Here is a 17,161-nt window from a genome sequence, read left to right on the forward strand (position 1 = left end):
GCCGGGGGCAACCGTCAGCGGCGTGTCAGGAAGTCCTCGAACGTGCCCTTCCCGACCGCCCGTTCCGGTGTCAGGTGGCCGCCGTCCCGGAAGGCGCGGTACGCCCCGCCGAACAGCGGTACCCCGACCACCGCCCGGCGCCGCCCGCTCGCCTTCAGGTACGCACGGGCCAGCGACTCCAGGGACCGCACCTCGGGGCCGCCCATGTCGGCCACCCGCCCCGCCGGCCCCGCACCGGCCAACTCGGCCAGCCGGTCCGCGACTTCGGCCACCTCGATCGGCTGGTCGGGCACCCCGCGCGGCACCGCGAGCACGGGCGCCTTCGCCAGCCCCTCGAACAGCGTCACCAGCAGATCGTGGAACTGCGTCGTCCGCAGCACGGTCCAGCCGAGCCCCGACTCCTCGACCAGCCGTTCCACCGCGAGCTTCGCCCGGTAGTAGCCGAACGGCACCCGGTCCACCCCCACGATCGAGATGTACACCAGATGGCCCACCGAGGCCCGCCGCGCCGCCGCGATCAGGTTCGCCGCCGCCCGCTCGTCACCGCCCTTCGGCGTGCTCGCGCAGTGCACGACCGTGTCCACGCCGGCCAGTGCCGTGTCGAGACCGGCTCCGCCCGTGCGCAGGTCCACGGCGTAGGGCTGGGCGTGCCGGCTGAGCACCCGCACCTCGTGGCCGTCCGCCCGCAACCGCGCCGCGACGAGCCGGCCGAGCGTGCCGGTTCCGCCGGTCACCAGGGTCGTGGTCATGTCGTTCCGTCCCTCCGGACACCGGGCGCTCCCGGTCGGAACGCCCCTCCGGCGAGTACGACTGCGCGCACCCCGCGAAATGTGACATCGGCGCGCGACCCGGCGACGGGCAAGGGCCGTCGTCACCGCCGCCGGGTTCGCTCGCACCATAAAAGGACTAGACCAGTAGGGTCAATAGAGGTGAATCGAAGTCAGGAACCCTGGTCCGGGCGGCCGTTGGGCACACGTCGACCCCCGTGGGAAGTCCAGCGGCACGGGCTGTGAGGCAGCCCACACCGTTCGCCTGTATGGACCACCATCGGGCGTGGCACACTGGCGGTGTACCAGAAGCAGCGCACTCCGGGGTCGGTGAAAGTCCGAACCGGCGGTTACAGTCCGCGACCCGTCCGCTTCCAGCGGCCGGTTGACCAGGTGAAATTCCTGGACCGACGGTTAAAGTCCGGATGGGAGGCAGTGCGCGGCGGGCGAGCATGTACATGTGCGCGCCGCCGTATCTGGTCTCGTCCGTGCCGGACGGGACCTTGTCGGCGTCGCACCGGTGTGTTCACCCGTACATTCTGTCGTCCTTCGACAGGCCCCGGAGTCCGTGCCCCGTTGAGGCAGGAGGACCCGGGAAGTGTTCACCGGAATCGTCGAAGAGCTGGGTGAGATCACCGCCGTCGAGAACCTCGGCGACGCCTCCCGTTTCCGGCTCCGTGGCCCCGTAGTGACCGAGGGCGCACAGCACGGCGACTCCATCGCCGTGAACGGCGTCTGTCTGACCGTCGTGGAGCACGAGGGGGACGAGTTCACCGCCGACGTCATGGCGGAGACCCTCCGGCGGTCCTCCCTCGGCGCCCTGGGCGTCGGCTCCCGCGTCAACCTGGAGCGCCCCACCGCCGTCGGCTCCCGCCTCGGCGGCCACATCGTGCAGGGCCACGTGGACGGCACCGGTCAGGTGCTGGCCCGCACCCCCTCCGAGCACTGGGAGATCGTCAAGGTCTCGCTCCCGGCCGACCTCGCCCGCTACGTCGTGGAGAAGGGCTCCATCACGGTCGACGGCATCAGCCTCACCGTCGTGGAGGCGGGCGCGGACCACTTCACCGTCAGCCTCATCCCCACCACCCTCGACCTGACCACGCTCGGCCACAAGCAGCCCGGCGACCCGGTCAACCTCGAGGTCGACGTCGTCGCCAAGTACGTCGAGCGGCTGCTCGCGAACACGCAGGGAGCGGGCAAGTGAACTGGCTGAACTCCGAGGCGTTCACCCTCCTCGACCAGCACATCATCTGGTCGGACATGATCGGCAACATCCTGGGCCTGATCACCCTCGCCCTCGGCTGGCGGCGCTCGCTGCTCACCTGGCCGGTGCAGTTCCTCTCCGGCCTGGTGCTGTTCATCGCCTTCTACGGCCACCTGGCCGGCAGCGCGGGCAAGCAGGTCGTCGTCATGGTGGTCGCCCTGTACGGCTGGTGGCAGTGGAACCGCGACAAGGACCGGTCCGGTGACGGCCACATCGTGCCCCGCTTCGCCACCTGGGGCGAGCGCGCCGCGATGCTCGCCGCCGCGGCCGTCGGCACGGTCGCCGTCGCCCTGCTCTTCAAGGCCTTCCCGTCCCTGTCCTGGGACCCCTGGCCGGACGCCTACATCTTCGTCGGCACGATCGTCGCGATGTACGCCCAGGCCCGCGGCATGGTCGAGTTCTGGATCGCCTGGCTCCTGGTCGACCTGGTCGGCGTCCCGCTGAACTTCGCCAACGGCTACGCCTTCTCCGGCTTCGTCTACGTCATCTACGGCGCGCTCGTCCTGTGGGGCATGCGCGACTGGTGGCAGCGCTCCCGCCAGGGCGCGCGGCCCGCTCTGGAAGGAGCCCCCGCATGACCGCGGCACCCGTCCTCCACAGCACCCACGGAATCGACGACCTCGTCCTGGACCCGGTCGAGCAGGCCGTCGCCGACATCGCCGCCGGCCGCCCCATCGTGGTGGTCGACGACGAGGACCGCGAGAACGAGGGCGACCTCGTCATCGCCGCCGAGAAGGCCACCCCCGAGATCATCGCCTTCATGATGAGCGAGTGCCGCGGCCTGATCTGCGCCCCCATGGAGGGCGAGGAACTGGACCGGCTCCGGCTGCCGCAGATGGTCGAGGACAACACCGAGTCCATGAAGACCGCGTTCACCGTCTCCGTGGACGCCTCCGCCGCGCACGGCGTCACCACCGGCATCTCGGCCGCCGACCGCGCCACCACGCTCCAGCTGCTGGCGAGCGGTGCCGCCGAGCCGTCCGACCTCGTCCGCCCCGGCCATGTCTTCCCGCTGCGCGCCCGCCCCGGCGGCGTCCTCACCCGCAACGGGCACACCGAGGCCGCCGTCGACCTCGCCCGGCTCGCGGGCCTGCGCCCAGCCGGCGCCATCGTGGAGATCGCCGGCGAGGACGGCCGGATGCTCCGCCTCCCCGAGCTGATCCCGTTCGCCCGCAAGCACGGCCTGACGATCATCTCCATCGCGGACCTGATCACCTACCGCCGGTCCGCCGAGCCCACCGTCCGCCGCGAGGCCGAGGTCAAGCTGCCCACCCGGCACGGCACCTTCACGGCGTACGGCTACCGCTCCACCACCGACGGCGTCGAGCACGTCGCCCTCGTCCACGGCGAGATCGGCGACGGCGAAGACGTCCTGGTCCGCGTCCACTCCGAGTGCCTCACCGGGGACGTCTTCGGCTCCGCCCGCTGCGACTGCGGCCCCCAGCTCGACGAGGCGCTCGAACGCATCCAGGAAGAGGGCCGCGGCATCGTCGTCTACCTGCGCGGACACGAGGGCCGGGGCATCGGGCTGCTGTCCAAGCTGCGCGCCTACGAACTACAGGAACGCGGCCGCGACACCCTCGACGCCAACCTCGAACTCGGCCTGCCCGCCGACGCCCGCGACTACCGCGCGGGCGCCCGGATCCTGACCGACCTCGGCGTGCGCAGCGTCCGGCTGATGACCAACAACCCCGACAAGAGCGACGCGCTGCTGAGCCACGGTCTCAGGATCAGCGGGCGCGAGCCGATGCCCGTGCAGGCGGGCGAGCACAACCTCCGCTACCTGCGCACCAAGCGGGACCGGATGGGCCACGACCTGCCCTGGCTGGACACGCCGGCCGTGGCCACCTGCGCGAACCAGTAGAGAAACAGCACTGAGGAGAGACGTACGTGAGCGGCAAGGGTGCACCGGAGTTGTCCGTACGCAATGTCAGCGACCTGCGGGTCGCCGTCATCGCGGCCCAGTGGCACGAGAAGGTGATGGACGGACTGGTGGACGGCGCCCTGCGCGCCCTGCGCGACCTGGGCATCGACGAGCCCACCCTGCTCCGGGTCCCCGGTACCTGGGAGCTCTCGGTCGCCGCGAAGGTCCTCGCCGGCCGCGGCTACGACGCGGTGGTCGCCCTCGGTGTCGTCATCCGCGGTGGCACCCCGCACTTCGAGTACGTGTGCCAGGGCGTCACCCAGGGCCTCACCCAGGTCTCCGTCGAGACCGGCGTCCCCGTCGGCTTCGGCGTACTCACCTGCGACAACGAGGAGCAGGCCCTGGACCGCGCCGGCCTGCCCGGATCGAACGAGGACAAGGGCCACGAGGCGGTGACGGCCGCCGTGGCGACGGCGGCCACGCTCCGCTCAGTATCTGAACCCTGGCACTGAGCGAGGCGGCATTTGGCGTAGTCTGGCGCTCACCATGTCCAACAAGACTTTCGAGGAGCTCTTCACCGAGCTCCAGCACAAGGCCGCCCACGGCGACCCCGCCACGTCCCGCACCGCCGAGCTGGTCGGCAAGGGCGTCCATGCCATCGGCAAGAAGGTCGTCGAGGAGGCCGCCGAGGTCTGGATGGCCGCCGAGTACGAGGGCAAGGAGGCGGCCGCCGAGGAGATCTCGCAGCTGCTCTACCACGTCCAGGTGATGATGGTCGCCCGCGGCATCTCGCTGGACGACGTCTACGCCCACCTCTGAACCACCCGCCGTCACCCCTCCCAGAGCAAAGGAAGCCGACCTCATGCTGCGCATCGCCGTCCCCAACAAGGGTTCCCTCTCAGGCCCTGCGGCGGACATGCTGCATGAGGCCGGCTACCGGCAGCGGCGGGAGTCCAAGGAACTCCGCATCGTCGACCCGGTCAACGACGTGGAGTTCTTCTACCTGCGCCCCCGCGACATCGCGATCTACGTCTCCTCCGGCCGCCTCGACATCGGCATCACCGGCCGTGACCTGCTCGTCGACTCCGGCGCCAACGCCGAGGAGATCCTGCCGCTCGGCTTCGCCCGCTCCACCTTCCGCTTCGCCTCGAAGCCGGGCGCGGCGAACTCCCTGGCCGACCTGACGGGCAAGACGGTCGCCACCTCCTACGAGGGGATCGTCGGCAAGCACCTCGCGGACAGCGGCGTCGACGCCTCCGTGGTCCACCTGGACGGCGCCGTCGAGACCGCCATCGAACTGGGCGTGGCCGAGGTCATCGCCGACGTCGTGGAGACCGGCACCAGCCTGCGCAACGCCGGCCTGGAGGTCTTCGGCGAACCGATCATGAAGTCCGAGGCGATCGTGATCCGCCGCACCGGCGCGGACGCCGAGGAGCCCAAGGTCCAGCAGTTCCTGCGCCGGCTCCAGGGCGTCCTGGTCGCGCGGACGTACGTGATGATGGACTACGACTGCCGGGTCGAGCAGCTGGAGAAGGCCGTCGCCCTCACCCCGGGCCTGGAGTCGCCGACCGTCTCCCCGCTGCACAACGAGGGCTGGGTAGCCGTCCGCGCCATGGTCCCCACCAAGGACGCCCAGGGCATCATGGACGACCTCTACGACCTCGGTGCCCGCGCCATCCTGACCACGGCCATCCACGCCTGCCGCCTCTGAGGGCCCCGCGAGAGATGTCCGAGCCTCCCACGCTGCCCGTCACCTTCCGGCCGGGCCACACCCGTGCGATCCTCCTCACCGCCGGTGTCGCGATCTTCGTCACCATCTCCGGTGTCGCGCTGCTCCTGGAGCAGCTCGGTCCGGGGGAGAAGCTCAGCTTCGTCGTCACCGGCGCCCTGATCTTCTGGGTGCTGGCACAGCTGGCCCGGGTGAAGGTGGTCGCCGACGAGTCCGGGGTCACCGTCGTCAACATCGCCGCCAAGCGGCATCTCCAGTGGGCGGAGATCCTCCAGGTGAACCTCCGCCCGGGTGACCCCTGGGTGTTCCTCGACCTCAGCGACGGCACCAGTCTGCCCGCGCTCGGCATCCAGCCCGGCATCGCCAAGCAGCGCGCCATCGCCGACGCCAAGGCCCTCCGGGCCCTCGCCGAGGCCCACACGATCCACGACCCCGAGCAGCATCAGGGCTGAGATCACGCAACTTGGGGGCCGTATCCGGGCCGTCGACCCTGCCGCATCGGCCCCTGTCTTGATTAATCTGTTGGCGGAGGCTTTTCACGTCCCGCCTCCGCCCCTGTGGCGCGCTCCGCGCACAGGGGTTCCTGCTACCCGAGGAGTGACCCTCTCCGGCGATGGACGGATCGTCCTGTAGTACCTGCGCCGCCCCCTCCCGACATACCGTGGACCGCCCCTGCGGAGTCCGCGGCGAAGCGGAGGCGGCGGCATCATGACCACCCCCCTGCTGCTCCTGGCAGCCGCGTTCCTGCTCATCCTGGCCAACGGCTTCTTCGTGGCCGCCGAGTTCGGCCTGGTCACCGTCGAGCGCCCGGAGGCCGAGAAGGCCGCCGCCGACGGCGACAAGCGTGCCGGCACGGTTGTCGAATCGCTGAGGGAACTGTCCTTCCAGCTGTCCGGCACCCAGCTCGGCATCACCATCACCTCCCTGGTCGTCGGCATGCTCGCCGAGCCGGCGCTGGCCGCGCTGCTGCGCGGCCCGTTCACCGCGATCGGCCTCCCCGAGGGCGCCGTCTCCGGTGTCGCCGTCGTCGTCGGCATGCTGCTGGCCTCGGCCATCCAGATGGTGATCGGCGAACTCGTGCCCAAGAACTGGGCGGTCTCCAAGCCCCTCCAGGTCGCGCGGTTCGTGGCCGGCCCGCAGGCCCGCTTCTCCCGCCTGTTCCGCCCGGTCATCGCCGCGCTGAACACGGTCGCCAACCGGCTGGTCCGGGCCCTCGGCGTGGAACCCGCGGAGGAGCTGGCCTCCGCCCGCACCCCCGGCGAGCTGGTCTCGCTGGCCCGGCACTCCGCCCAGGCGGGCGCCCTGGAACAGGACACGGCCGACCTGTTCGTCCGCACCCTGTCCCTGGGCGAGCTGACCGCCCAGCACGTCATGACCCCCCGGGTGAAGGTCAGCGCGCTCCAGGACTCGGCGACCGCCGAGGACGTCGTCAACCTCACCCGGGCCACCGGCCTGTCCCGCTTCCCCGTCTACCGCGAGAAGATCGACGAGATCGTCGGCATGGCCCACCTCAAGGACGCGCTGGCGGTCCCCGCGCACGACCGGCTGCACACCCCGGTCGGGCGGATCGCCCGGCAGGCGCTGCTGGTCCCCGAGACCCTCCCGGTCCAGCCCCTGCTGGCCCGGCTGCGCAGCGAACAGCCCATCGCGGTCGTCGTCGACGAGTACGGCGGCACGGCCGGCCTGGTCACCTTGGAGGACATCGTCGAGGAACTCGTCGGCGAGGTCCGCGACGAGCACGACAGCCCCGACGCGCCCGAGCTCGCCGCCGCCCCCTCCCAGGACGGCAAGCCCGCGTGGGACGTCGACGGCAGTGTCCGCGTCGACATCCTCCAGCGGATAGGGCTGGACGTGCCGGAAGGACCCTACGAGACGGTCGCCGGACTCGTCGCCGACCTGCTCGGCCGTATCCCGGCGCCCGGCGACCGCGCGGAACTGCCCGGCTGGCGCCTCTCGGTCCGCCGGGTCGGCCACTACCGGGCCGAACGCGTCCGGCTGGTCCGTATCGCCCCCGTCGCCGCGGAGGCCGCCCGATGAGCGTTCTCCAACTGGTCTTCGCCGGGCTGCTCGTCCTCGCCAACGGCTTCTTCGTGGGCGCGGAGTTCGCGCTGGTCTCGGTCCGCCGCAGTCAGATCGAACCACTGGGCACCGCACGGGCCCGCCAGGTGCTGTACGGCCTGGAGCGCCTGCCGCAGATGATGGCCGCCGCCCAGTTCGGCATCACCGTCTGCTCGCTGACCCTGGGCGCGGTGGCCGAGCCGACGGTGGCGCATCTGCTGGAACCGCTGTTCGAGGCGGCCCGTCTGCCCGAGGGCGTGATCCATCCCCTGGGCTATGTGATCGCGCTCGCCGGAGTGGTCTTCTTCCACCTGGTCATCGGCGAGATGGTGCCGAAGAACCTGGCGATGGCGGCACCGGAGAAGGCGGCGCTCTGGCTGAGCCCCGGCCTGGTGGCGTTCGCCCGGGTGTGCCGGCCGATCACGGTCGCGCTCGGCGCCTGTGCCCAGGGCATCCTCAAGCTCTTCCGGGTGGAGCCGAAGGACGAGGTCGAGGCCGTCGTCACCAGCGAGCAGCTGAACCGGCTGCTGGAGGACTCCGGCCAGGCGGGCCTCCTCGACCCCGAGGAGCGGGAGCGGCTGGAGGACGCGCTGGAGCTGGGCTCCCGCCCGGTGACCGACGTGCTCCTGCGCCGCGAGTCCCTGATCACGGTCCCCCCGTCGGTCACCCCGGGCCAGATCGTCGAGCTCACCGCCCGCACCGGCTTCTCCCGGTTCCCGGTCGCCACCGAGTCCGGCGCCTTCATGGGCTACGTGCACGTGAAGGACGTACTGGACCTGGAGGACTCGGACCGGGCGGTGCCGCAGCAGATATGGCGTCCGATGACCACACTCCGAGCCGAGCTGCCCCTCGACGACGCGCTGACGGTGATGCGCCGAGCGGCTACCCACCTGGCCCAGGTGGCCGACGGGAAGGGCAGGGTGCTCGGTCTGGTCGCACTGGAGGACGTGCTCGAACTGCTCGTCGGCGAGGTCACGGACCCGGCACACCGGGAACAGCCGACGCCGCCGCGGACTCCGGAGCCGCGGGGGAGTGGGGAGCCGGAGGAGGTCATGGCCCGGTGAGGCAGTAGTCAGGCCGCGGGTGCGTGGGGGGATGGTCGCACAGCTCCCCACGCACCTGGCCGGGCGCCGCACTCGCGTCGGCCGGCACCCCGCCGGCGCCGGTGAGCGTCCCCACCCACGGCCCACCCCACCCGCGGCTACATCCCGGCTGACGGATCCTGCGGTCCCCGGCCCGACAGGACCTCCCCGTACGCCTGCATCAGGTCCGGCAGGCGCAGTGTCGCCAGGTCGTCCCTCGACAAGACCCCGGGATACGTCGACAGCCGCAGATCCCGGTAGGCGCAGCTCTTCTCGTACAGCGTGCGCAGGAACCGGCCGTTGCCCAGTTCGTCGATCCAGCCCTGTTCGACCACGTGCCCGGCGATGGAGCGCAGCTCGTCCAGGGCCTCCTCGTCCCACGCGTCACCGTTCTCCGCGGCCAGCACCTCCCCGATGGACGTCAGCTCCAGCGGACGGTAGGACGGGAAGTCGACGCGGGAGGTGAAGCGGGAGGAGAGCCCCGGGTTGGCGGCCAGCAGCCGGTCCATGCCCTCCGGGTAGCCCGCCAGGATCACCACCAGGTGGTCCCGGTTGTCCTCGGCCCGCTTCAGCAGTACCTGGAGCGCCTCGTCGCCGTACGCGTCGCCCTTGCCGTACCCGGAGTTGGAGAGGGAGTAGGCCTCGTCGACGAAGAGCACACCGCCGATCGCGGAGTCGATCAGCTCGTTGGCCTTCACGGCGGTCTGGCCGAGGTACTCGCCCACGAGGTCGGCCCGCTGCGCCTCCACCAGGTGGTCGCCGCCCAGCAGCCCCAGCGCGTAGAACACCCGGCCGAGAATCCGGGCGACGGTGGTCTTGCCGGTCCCGGACGGCCCGGAGAAGACGAAGTGGCGTTTCGGCGGCTGCACCGGCAGGCCCTGCCCGGCTCGCAACCGGGCCATGTTCAACTGGGCGGACAGCGCCTTGACCTGCCGCTTCACGGGCTCGAGCCCGACCATGCGCTCCAGTTCGGCGAGCGCCTCCTCGAGTAACGCGGGGTCGGTCGGCCCGGCCGGCAGCGGCGGCGACGCCATCACCTTCTCGCGCACCGCCGGGTCGATCACCGACGGCATCGCCCCGGCCGGCGGTTCGGCCTCTCCGAACCGCAGCTCCCGTCCTTCCGTGCCGAACAGCGGGTCTAGCAGGTCCGGCCCGTCCACGACGTCCTGCCCGGCCCCGGTGAGCGTGATCGACGCGAAGTCGGCCGCCTCGTCGTACCCGTCGCCCTCGGCTATCGCGGCCAGCCGGGCGGAGGTGTCCATGAAGGCCGGATCGACCCGGTGCACGGCCCGGTAGAGCGGGAGCGCGGCGGCGCTGCGGCCGGTGCCCTCGTGCGCCCGGGCCAGCCAGTAGCGCAGCTCCTTGCGCTGCGGCTGCTCACTGCGGCACCGCATCAGCGCGGCCGAGAGCAGGGGTTCGGCCTGGCCGTACATCTCGAGACGGACGCGGGCCATGCCGCCGAAGAGGCCCGCCTCGATGCCGAGCAGGGGATCGTCGAGGAGCGGGTCGGTGTGCCGGACCAGCTGTTCCCAGTCCTTGACCAGGTAGGCCCGGCAGGAGTGCAGGAAGCGGACGTGGTGGTCGGTGTCCACGGGCGGCAGTCCGGCGAGGGCCCGGTCGAGCTCCGGGACGTGTCTGCCGTCCAGCCAGTGGGAGGCGTGGGCGAGCAGCAGGTCGCGCGGGCTCTCCAGCACCGGCTGCACCCACCAGCCCAGCCAGTACCAGGAGTTGAGCGTGCGGCGGTGGCGGCCGCGCTGTTCGCCGAAGCGGTCCCGGTGCCGGAACATCCGCAGCAGCGCGGTCGTCGTGTCGACGCGCAGCGCGTGCAGGCCGAGCCAGGCGTCGGCCATCCCGGGATCCATCCGCACCGCGGTGCGGAACTCCTCCTCCGCCTGCGGATAGGCGCCCATCGTGTAGGCGTCCACGCCTCGCAGCCAGGCGAGGTCGGCCGGGGCCTCGGGGCCCTGCGTGCCGAATTCCATCACGTCCCCCACAAACCGTGCCCCCGTTGTTGGCCCCCGGGCTCCCCCCGATGGCCGCCGTTGGTCGAACCGCTGTGCCGCGGACCGGAGTTGCAGGTGCGCGAAGCAGCCGTTCGAAGGTCGCACCGATGGCATCGTACCTGCGGTTCCACCGCCTGCCGAAGGGTGACGTACAGGCCGTTTGGCGAGGTGGGAGCAGATGGGGCGCACACCGGACGGTGACCGTGGGTGAGCAGGAGGGCGCGCGCGGCAGGCGTAAAAGGGGTAAAGGGCAGAACGAAGCCCCCGATCACGGGGGAACAACCGGGGGCTTCGCGTCTGTGGGGCGGCTGCGAACGGCCGCTCATTGAGAACGTAAGACCTGTACGACCCTTGGGTCAAGCCGAGTTGAGGTACTCGGGCAACTTCTTCGGGGCGCGTCTTCACAAGTTCAGCACACCGGCGACGGCCCGTCACGGTGGGTGACGCCCTGGTACGGTCCAGCTGTCCGTCCTGGCCCCGGCAGTACCTCGTACCCCTGCTGTGTCTGTGTCACCAGGAGGTCGGCGTGCGGCCTCGACGGGTCCCCGGTGAAGTGGTCGCGTTCCGCCGCGACCCACCTGACCCAGAAGTCCCGCTGTTCCGCGCCGTCCCGGGTCCTGCCCCGCGCCCAGGACTCCTCGTGCGGCAACTCCATCCACAGCAGTCGCGCCAGATGCGGGCGCAGGGCCCGGCGGCCGGCGCCGACTCCCTCGACCAGGACCACGGGGTCGGGCGACAGCGGGCGGGGCGGGCCGAAGCGGCGGGTGCGCCAGTCGTAGGGGGAGTAGTGCGCCGTCTCGCCCCGGCCGAGCGGCCCGATCACCTGGGTCAGCAGGCGGCCGGTCCAGTCGAACAGCTCCTCGTGGCTGGCGATGTCGTCCAGGTGCAGCACCGGCGCACCCCCTAGCGCGGCGGCCAACCCCCCGGCGAACGTGCTCTTTCCGGAGCCGGCGTGCCCGTCGACCGCGACGAGGCGGACCGGACCACAGGAGGGCGGCAGGCCCTGGAGCGCGGTGGCGAGCTGGTGAATGACGATTCCCGAGGTGTGCTGCGGTGTGCGGCGTTTTCCGGAAACATTCTAGTAGTGCGGCGCATAGCGGACGTCCGCGGCCCCGAAGAAGTAGCGGCTTGAACCAATTTCTGGCCGATCTTCGTCGGCCCCATTAATATTTCCGACCGGCTGACCGATATGTCGAATTCGGACGTTCCCGCCCTCCCCGGCCGTGAGTAGGGTGCCTTCAGCGTGCACGCGTCGCACGGGGACGGACAGGGGAAGATGGCCGCGGAGTTATTCGAGGGGCAGTACGTATGGCATCCGGCGGCCGATGACCGCTTGCTGGCGAGCGTATGCGTCGACGTACGTGCCGGAAGATATCTGAGCGCCCGCGAGGCCCTGGCCGAGACACGTTCCGACTTCGCCCTGCGCGCCCACCGCTCCCTGGTCCTGGCCTCCGAGGCGGCCGGCACGGATCTGGTCGAACGCTGGCTGGCCGAGGAGCCCGGCCCCGAGGCCGCCCTGATGTGGGCCCGGGTCGCCGTGCAGCGCGCCATCCGGGCCGCCGACGCCCACGACGAGCGGGCCGAGGCGCTGGAGCGGATCGCGCTCACCGCCTGCGAGCGGGCCGCGGCCATGAACCCCGCCGACCCCACGCCCTGGGCCGCCAAGCTGGCCATGGCCCGGCTGCACCGCCCCCACGACCAGGCCCCCGGCGGCCTGCTGACCTCCCCGCCCGGCCCCTGGCGGCTGTTCGCGCACACCCTCAGCCTCGATCCCTGGCACCGCGAGGCCCACCACCGCTTCCTGTCCTTCTTCTTCACCCGGTACGGCGGCTCGGTCAACGCGGCCTGGGACGTCGCCGCCTTCCTCGGGCAGCGCGCCCCCGCCGACTCCGTGCTGCGGCTGCTGCCGCTGGTCGCGCTGGTGGAGAGCCACAACCCCACCCAACTGCTCGCCGAGCGGGTCTGGGAGCAGCCCCAGTGGCGCGCCACGGCCCTGTCGATCTACCGCAACTGGCTGCCCGCGGTGGCCGGCTACTCCTTCACCCCGGTGCTCGACCTGGCCTACCTCGCGCACGCGCTGGTCATGGCCCGGCGCGAGTTCGAGGCCCGGGCGGTGTTCACGGCCATGGGGCCGTACGCCTCCCGGATGCCCTGGAGCGTCTTCGGCGAACCCGCCGACCAGCTCTCCCGGGCCCGCCGCGCCTGCGGCCTGTCCGTCCCCTCCTAGTCACGCCTAGCGAAAGGCCGGCAAGTGTCAGAACGCACAGCGGATCCGATCGTGCTCGACGACGACGCGACCCTGCACGCGATGGGTTATCCGCGGAAACTCACCCGCCGATTCCACGCGTTCGACAATTTTGCGATCTCCTTCACCATCATCAATATCCTCTCCGGAATCTTCTCGTCATTCGGGTTCGGTATGAACGCGGGCGGCCCCCGCATTCTCGTGTTCGGCTGGATCGGCGTCTGCGTGATGGTGCTCTGCATCGGCGCCGCCATGGCGGAAGTCGCCTCCGCCTATCCGACGAGTGGTGCGCTGTATTTCTCCGCCGGCAAGCTCGCCAAACGCCACAAGGGTGCCTGGTCCTGGTACACGGGCTGGCTCAACTTCGTGGGCCAGATCGGCGGTACGGCCGCCACCGGATACGCGGCGGCCACGTTCATCCAGGCGTTCATCGCCCTCCAGTGGACCTCGTACACGCCGACCGCTCACCAGACGGTGCTGATCACGGCCCTGATCATCGTGCTCCAGGGGCTCGCCAACACCTACACCGTCCAGCTCGTCGCCGTGCTGAACCGGATTTCCGTGTGGTGGCTGCTGATCGGACTCGTGGTGATCGTGAGCACACTGATCGTGATGCCCGACCATCATCAGTCGGCGTCCTTCGTGACGCATTTCGTGAACAACACCGGCTTCACCAACGGTCTTTACGGCGGCATGCTCGGCCTGCTGGTCACCAGCTGGACCTTCACCGGCTTCGACGGCAGCTTCCACATGTCCGAGGAAACGGTCCAGGCGACCGTCAACGCCCCCAAGGGCATCATCCGTTCCATCGGCTATTCGGCGGTCACCGGCCTGATCCTGATGCTCGCCCTGGTGTACAGCATCGGTGACTACGCCAAGGTGGCGAGCTCCTCCGCGCCGCCCGTCCAGATCCTCATCGACGGACTCGGCATGGGCTGGGCCAAGGCGATGCTGCTCGTCGTCATCGGCGCCATGCTCTTCTGCGGTCTCGCCAACCTCACCAGCAACACCCGGCAGATCTTCGCCTTCTCCCGGGACGGCGCCATGCCGGGCTCCCGGCTCTGGCACTCGGTCTCGCCCCGCACCCGGACGCCCGTCAAGGCCGTCTGGCTCGCCGTGGCCTGCTCGCTCGCCCTGGTGGTGCCGGGCTGGTGGTCGCACACGGCGTTCACCGCGATCGTCAGCGTCAACGTCGTCGGCCTGTTCCTCGCCTATGCCGTCCCGGTGTTCCTGCGGCTGCGCCTCGGTGACGAGTTCCAGCCGGGACCGTGGAACCTGGGCCGCTGGAGCAGGCCGGTCGGCTGGCTGGCGGTGGTCTGGATCCTGCTCAGCAGCGTCCTGTTCATGCTGCCGCAGGCCTCGCCGATCACGGTCGACTCCTTCAACTACGCGCCGATCGCGCTGGCCGTCGTCCTGGTCGTCGCCACGGTCTGGTGGTTCGCCACCGCCCGCCGCCGCTTCCAGGGACCGGTCAGCTACGGCGGCCCCGACGAGGTCGCCGCCATGGACCTCATCTGACCCCGACGCGAGTACACCCCGTACCGGCATCCCGTGCGGGCGCCCCCGTACCGGAACCCCGTGCGGGCATCGGGTGCGGGAACGCCCCGGCGCCGGCCCCGCGCCGGCGCCGGGGCCTTTCAGTGGACAAGACCAATATTGGTGGGCGTGGCTCGGGCGGAAGTGCTGGTAGGGGCCCGATGACTGCTCCATAGTGGGCGCACAGTCCCGCACCCGGACCAGCCGCGACGCGCACCCTGGGGGTCTTTCACCCATGAGCAGAGCCGAACAGCCGTCCCGCAGAACCGTGCTGGCAGCCGCCGCCTCCGTCGCCGCGGCCGCCGTGGCGCAGGGCGTGGTCCCCGCCGTCCCGGCGGCCGCGGCGACGGAGAGCGACCCCGACGCCGACGGCACCGGCCGGGCCGACCCGAGCCAGGTCGAGTACTGCTGCTGGACCACCTACGGCGACTGGCGGACCGGTACCGCGACCGGCGTCGAGGCCGTCGCCGGCGACCGCCCGGGTGTGGTGGTCGGCACCCCCGCCGGTACCACCTCCTACACCGACCCCCACACCGGCAAGACCGCCACCTGGGAGTACGGCACCTGGACCGGCCCCGTGCACCGGCTCGCCGTCCCCGCCACCGAGGTCATCGCCTCCTGGAACGCGGACACCCCGGCCGGCACCTGGATCAAGGTCGAACTGCACGGCACCTACTCCGACGGCACGGACACCCCCTGGTACGTGATGGGCCGCTGGGCGGCCGGTGACCAGGACATCAGACGGACCTCCGTGGACGGCCAGGGCGACGGCAGGAGCAGCATCTCCACGGACACCTTCGCCATCGGCGACGCCTCCGCCGGCCTGCGCCTCGCCTCGTACCAGCTGCGCCTGACCCTCTACCGCAAGCCCGGCACCCAGCTCACCCCGACCGTCCGGCGGCTCGGCGCCATGGGCTCCGACGTCCCGGACCGCTTCACGGTGCCCGCCTCCGTCCCGGGCCTCGCCCGGGAACTGAAGGTCCCGCGGTACTCCCAGGAGATCCACAAGGGGCAGTACCCGGAGTACGACAACGGCGGCGAGGCCTGGTGCAGCCCCACCTCCTCGCAGATGATCATCGAGTACTGGGGCGGCCGGCTCACCGCGGCCCAGCTGGCCTGGGTCGACCCGTCGTACGCGGACCCCCAGGTCTGCCACGCGGCCCGCTACACCTACGACTACCAGTACGCCGGCTGCGGCAACTGGCCGTTCAACGCCGCCTACGCGGCCACCTACCAGGACCTCCAGGGCGTGGTGACCCGCCTGGGGTCGCTCACCGACCTGGAGACCCTGATCGCGGCGGGCATCCCGGCCATGACGTCCCAGTCGTTCCTGTCGAGCGAGCTGACGGGAGCCGGCTACGGCACCTCGGGACACCTCATGACGGTGATCGGCTTCACCGCGGACGGCGACGTGATCGCCAACGACCCGTTCTCGCCCGACGACGACGCGGTCCGGCGGGTCTACGCGCGGCGGGAGTTCGAGAACATCTGGTTGCGGACCAAGCGCTACAACGCCAGCGGCAAGGTGACCTCCGGCACCGGAGGCGTCTGCTACGTGTACTTCCCGGCGGCCCCGACGCCCGCCCAGACCACGGCGCTCGCGGCGGTCGGCCTGCGCTGACCAGCCACGACGGCGGCCCCGGGCGCTCCGGGGGCCGCCGTCCTGTGACCAAGCTCTCCGCCGCAAAAGCCGCAATCGGTGGCATGGTGGACGTCATGACCACGCACTCCGCCACCGCCGCCCGCGCCCGTACCGGCGGCCCGAAGGACGACGGCCCGAAGGTTCTGGAACATGTCATGGGCTGGACCCTGGTCGTGGTCATCGCCATGCTGGTCACCCAACTCGGGCTGCTGTGACCTGACGCGCGACCCGAGCTGACATACTGCGGATGTCCCGCAGCCTGTTGAGACCAGGGTCGAATTTGAATATCAGTCAACAACGTGCCGCTGCCCGTCCGCGGGCGCGCGGCACCGAGCGCTCGGTGGCCCGTCGCGCCGAACTCATCGCCATCGGGCGGAAGTTGTTCGCCGACACCTCGTACGACGCGCTCTCCATGGACGACATCGCCAGGCAGGCGCATGTCGCCAAAGGGCTGATCTACTACTACTTCCAGTCCAAGCGCGGCTACTACCTGGCGATCATCCAGGACTCCGTCGCCGACCTGGTCACCTACGCCGCGAGCGGTCTGGAACTGCCTCAGGTGGACCGCGTCCACCGCACCATCGACAGCTATCTGCGGTACGCGGAGCACCATCAGGCCGCGTACCGCACGATCGTCAGCGGCGGGGTCGGCTTCGACACCGAGGTGCACGCCATCCGGGACGGGGTGCGTGAGGCGATCGTCGCCACCATCGCCGAGGGCGCCTACGGCCGGACCGACATCGCCCCGCTGGCCCGGATGGGACTGCTCTCCTGGCTGTGCAGCGTGGAGGGCGCCACCCTCGCGTGGATCGACCGCCCCGAACTCTCCCGCGACACCATGTGCGAGCTGCTGGTCAAGACCCTCGGCGGCACGCTCCGCGCCATCGAGGAGCTCGACCCGTCCTACCCCGCTCCGGCCCCGGCCCGCCGGGACGGCTGACGCACGAGGGGCGGAGGTCTCGTGGTACCCC

The 17,161-nt window shown here is 70.9% G+C and carries 17 protein-coding genes and 1 riboswitch; of the genes, 14 read left to right on the forward strand and 3 right to left on the reverse strand.

All coding sequences use genetic code 11. The features are described from left to right. Nucleotides 1-14 precede the first annotated feature (14 nt). Nucleotides 15-749, reverse strand: a complete 735-nt coding sequence (locus tag AAW13_RS26910; RefSeq protein ID WP_046731950.1) for an SDR family oxidoreductase — start codon at nucleotides 747-749, stop codon at nucleotides 15-17. A gap of 330 nt (nucleotides 750-1,079) precedes the next feature. After that, nucleotides 1,080-1,210, forward strand: a riboswitch (FMN riboswitch). A 155-nt stretch (nucleotides 1,211-1,365) separates the two neighbouring features. Between AAW13_RS26910 and AAW13_RS26915 the strand changes: the two genes are divergently transcribed. From AAW13_RS26915 to AAW13_RS26955, 9 genes are all read left to right on the forward strand, one after another. After that, nucleotides 1,366-1,971 carry a riboflavin synthase gene (locus tag AAW13_RS26915; protein WP_046731951.1) on the forward strand — a complete coding sequence of 202 codons (606 nt, stop codon included), beginning with the start codon at nucleotides 1,366-1,368 and terminating at the stop codon, nucleotides 1,969-1,971. After that, nucleotides 1,968-2,609 (forward strand): nicotinamide riboside transporter PnuC, encoded by a 642-nt coding sequence (pnuC, locus tag AAW13_RS26920; RefSeq protein WP_046731952.1) that lies wholly within the window; start codon nucleotides 1,968-1,970, stop codon nucleotides 2,607-2,609. The genes AAW13_RS26915 and pnuC overlap by 4 nt, the downstream gene beginning before the upstream one ends. Beyond that, nucleotides 2,606-3,895, forward strand: a complete 1,290-nt coding sequence (locus AAW13_RS26925) for a bifunctional 3,4-dihydroxy-2-butanone-4-phosphate synthase/GTP cyclohydrolase II (protein ID WP_046731953.1) — start codon at nucleotides 2,606-2,608, stop codon at nucleotides 3,893-3,895. Before pnuC ends, AAW13_RS26925 begins: the two co-directional genes overlap by 4 nt. 26 nt (nucleotides 3,896-3,921) lie before the next feature. Continuing rightward, nucleotides 3,922-4,407: a 6,7-dimethyl-8-ribityllumazine synthase gene (gene ribH / locus AAW13_RS26930; protein ID WP_046731954.1), complete on the forward strand. Its 486-nt coding sequence runs from the start codon at nucleotides 3,922-3,924 to the stop codon at nucleotides 4,405-4,407. A 34-nt stretch (nucleotides 4,408-4,441) separates the two neighbouring features. Continuing rightward, nucleotides 4,442-4,714: a phosphoribosyl-ATP diphosphatase gene (locus AAW13_RS26935; protein ID WP_030946750.1), complete on the forward strand. Its 273-nt coding sequence runs from the start codon at nucleotides 4,442-4,444 to the stop codon at nucleotides 4,712-4,714. Between the two features lie 43 nt (nucleotides 4,715-4,757). Next, nucleotides 4,758-5,606, forward strand: a complete 849-nt coding sequence (gene hisG / locus AAW13_RS26940; protein WP_046731955.1) for an ATP phosphoribosyltransferase — start codon at nucleotides 4,758-4,760, stop codon at nucleotides 5,604-5,606. Nucleotides 5,607-5,620: 14 nt separating this feature from the next. Beyond that, nucleotides 5,621-6,076, forward strand: a complete 456-nt coding sequence (locus AAW13_RS26945; RefSeq protein ID WP_046731956.1) for a PH domain-containing protein — start codon at nucleotides 5,621-5,623, stop codon at nucleotides 6,074-6,076. Nucleotides 6,077-6,332: 256 nt separating this feature from the next. Then, the gene (locus tag AAW13_RS26950; RefSeq protein WP_046731957.1) at nucleotides 6,333-7,661 is read left to right on the forward strand and encodes a hemolysin family protein; all 1,329 of its coding nucleotides are present in this window, start codon (nucleotides 6,333-6,335) and stop codon (nucleotides 7,659-7,661) included. Then, complete coding sequence (locus AAW13_RS26955; protein WP_046731958.1) at nucleotides 7,658-8,746, forward strand: hemolysin family protein; 1,089 nt, start codon at nucleotides 7,658-7,660, stop codon at nucleotides 8,744-8,746. The genes AAW13_RS26950 and AAW13_RS26955 overlap by 4 nt, the downstream gene beginning before the upstream one ends. 137 nt (nucleotides 8,747-8,883) lie before the next feature. Here the strand turns inward: AAW13_RS26955 and AAW13_RS26960 are convergent, their stop codons facing one another. Both AAW13_RS26960 and AAW13_RS26965 read right to left on the reverse strand, forming a co-directional pair. Next, entirely contained in the window at nucleotides 8,884-10,746 is a 1,863-nt protein-coding gene (locus AAW13_RS26960; protein WP_046732005.1) for an AAA family ATPase, read from the reverse strand. Nucleotides 10,747-11,176: 430 nt separating this feature from the next. Then, nucleotides 11,177-11,797, reverse strand: a complete 621-nt coding sequence (locus AAW13_RS26965; RefSeq protein WP_071659695.1) for a uridine kinase family protein — start codon at nucleotides 11,795-11,797, stop codon at nucleotides 11,177-11,179. A gap of 246 nt (nucleotides 11,798-12,043) precedes the next feature. Between AAW13_RS26965 and AAW13_RS26970 the strand changes: the two genes are divergently transcribed. From AAW13_RS26970 to AAW13_RS26985, 5 genes are all read left to right on the forward strand, one after another. Further along, nucleotides 12,044-12,994: a hypothetical protein gene (locus AAW13_RS26970; protein ID WP_046731960.1), complete on the forward strand. Its 951-nt coding sequence runs from the start codon at nucleotides 12,044-12,046 to the stop codon at nucleotides 12,992-12,994. Between the two features lie 81 nt (nucleotides 12,995-13,075). Beyond that, the gene (locus tag AAW13_RS26975; RefSeq protein WP_240528755.1) at nucleotides 13,076-14,530 is read left to right on the forward strand and encodes an amino acid permease; all 1,455 of its coding nucleotides are present in this window, start codon (nucleotides 13,076-13,078) and stop codon (nucleotides 14,528-14,530) included. A gap of 253 nt (nucleotides 14,531-14,783) precedes the next feature. Beyond that, entirely contained in the window at nucleotides 14,784-16,169 is a 1,386-nt protein-coding gene (locus tag AAW13_RS26980) for a peptidase C39 family protein (RefSeq protein WP_046731962.1), read from the forward strand. A 95-nt stretch (nucleotides 16,170-16,264) separates the two neighbouring features. Then, entirely contained in the window at nucleotides 16,265-16,405 is a 141-nt protein-coding gene (locus tag AAW13_RS45075; protein ID WP_308310962.1) for an SCO1431 family membrane protein, read from the forward strand. Between the two features lie 65 nt (nucleotides 16,406-16,470). Next, nucleotides 16,471-17,130: a TetR/AcrR family transcriptional regulator gene (locus tag AAW13_RS26985; RefSeq protein WP_071659696.1), complete on the forward strand. Its 660-nt coding sequence runs from the start codon at nucleotides 16,471-16,473 to the stop codon at nucleotides 17,128-17,130. Nucleotides 17,131-17,161: the final 31 nt, after the last annotated feature.

The organism is Streptomyces humi, from assembly GCF_001005085.2.
GTDB classification, from domain to species: Bacteria; Actinomycetota; Actinomycetes; order Streptomycetales; family Streptomycetaceae; genus Streptomyces; species Streptomyces humi.

What these genes read in the sequence shown, in the direction of transcription:
- AAW13_RS26960 (WP_046732005.1), bottom strand. Translation starts at nt 10,746, where the DNA reads ATGGAATTCGGCACGCAGGGCCCCGAGGCCCCGGCCGACCTCGCCTGG.
- AAW13_RS26970 (WP_046731960.1), top strand. Translation starts at nt 12,044, where the DNA reads ATGGCCGCGGAGTTATTCGAGGGGCAGTACGTATGGCATCCGGCGGCC.
- AAW13_RS26950 (WP_046731957.1), top strand. Translation starts at nt 6,333, where the DNA reads ATGACCACCCCCCTGCTGCTCCTGGCAGCCGCGTTCCTGCTCATCCTG.
- AAW13_RS26910 (WP_046731950.1), bottom strand. Translation starts at nt 749, where the DNA reads ATGACCACGACCCTGGTGACCGGCGGAACCGGCACGCTCGGCCGGCTC.
- AAW13_RS26935 (WP_030946750.1), top strand. Translation starts at nt 4,442, where the DNA reads ATGTCCAACAAGACTTTCGAGGAGCTCTTCACCGAGCTCCAGCACAAG.
- hisG (WP_046731955.1), top strand. Translation starts at nt 4,758, where the DNA reads ATGCTGCGCATCGCCGTCCCCAACAAGGGTTCCCTCTCAGGCCCTGCG.
- AAW13_RS26975 (WP_240528755.1), top strand. Translation starts at nt 13,076, where the DNA reads ATGGGTTATCCGCGGAAACTCACCCGCCGATTCCACGCGTTCGACAAT.
- AAW13_RS26945 (WP_046731956.1), top strand. Translation starts at nt 5,621, where the DNA reads ATGTCCGAGCCTCCCACGCTGCCCGTCACCTTCCGGCCGGGCCACACC.
- AAW13_RS26955 (WP_046731958.1), top strand. Translation starts at nt 7,658, where the DNA reads ATGAGCGTTCTCCAACTGGTCTTCGCCGGGCTGCTCGTCCTCGCCAAC.
- AAW13_RS26980 (WP_046731962.1), top strand. Translation starts at nt 14,784, where the DNA reads ATGAGCAGAGCCGAACAGCCGTCCCGCAGAACCGTGCTGGCAGCCGCC.
- AAW13_RS26925 (WP_046731953.1), top strand. Translation starts at nt 2,606, where the DNA reads ATGACCGCGGCACCCGTCCTCCACAGCACCCACGGAATCGACGACCTC.
- AAW13_RS45075 (WP_308310962.1), top strand. Translation starts at nt 16,265, where the DNA reads ATGACCACGCACTCCGCCACCGCCGCCCGCGCCCGTACCGGCGGCCCG.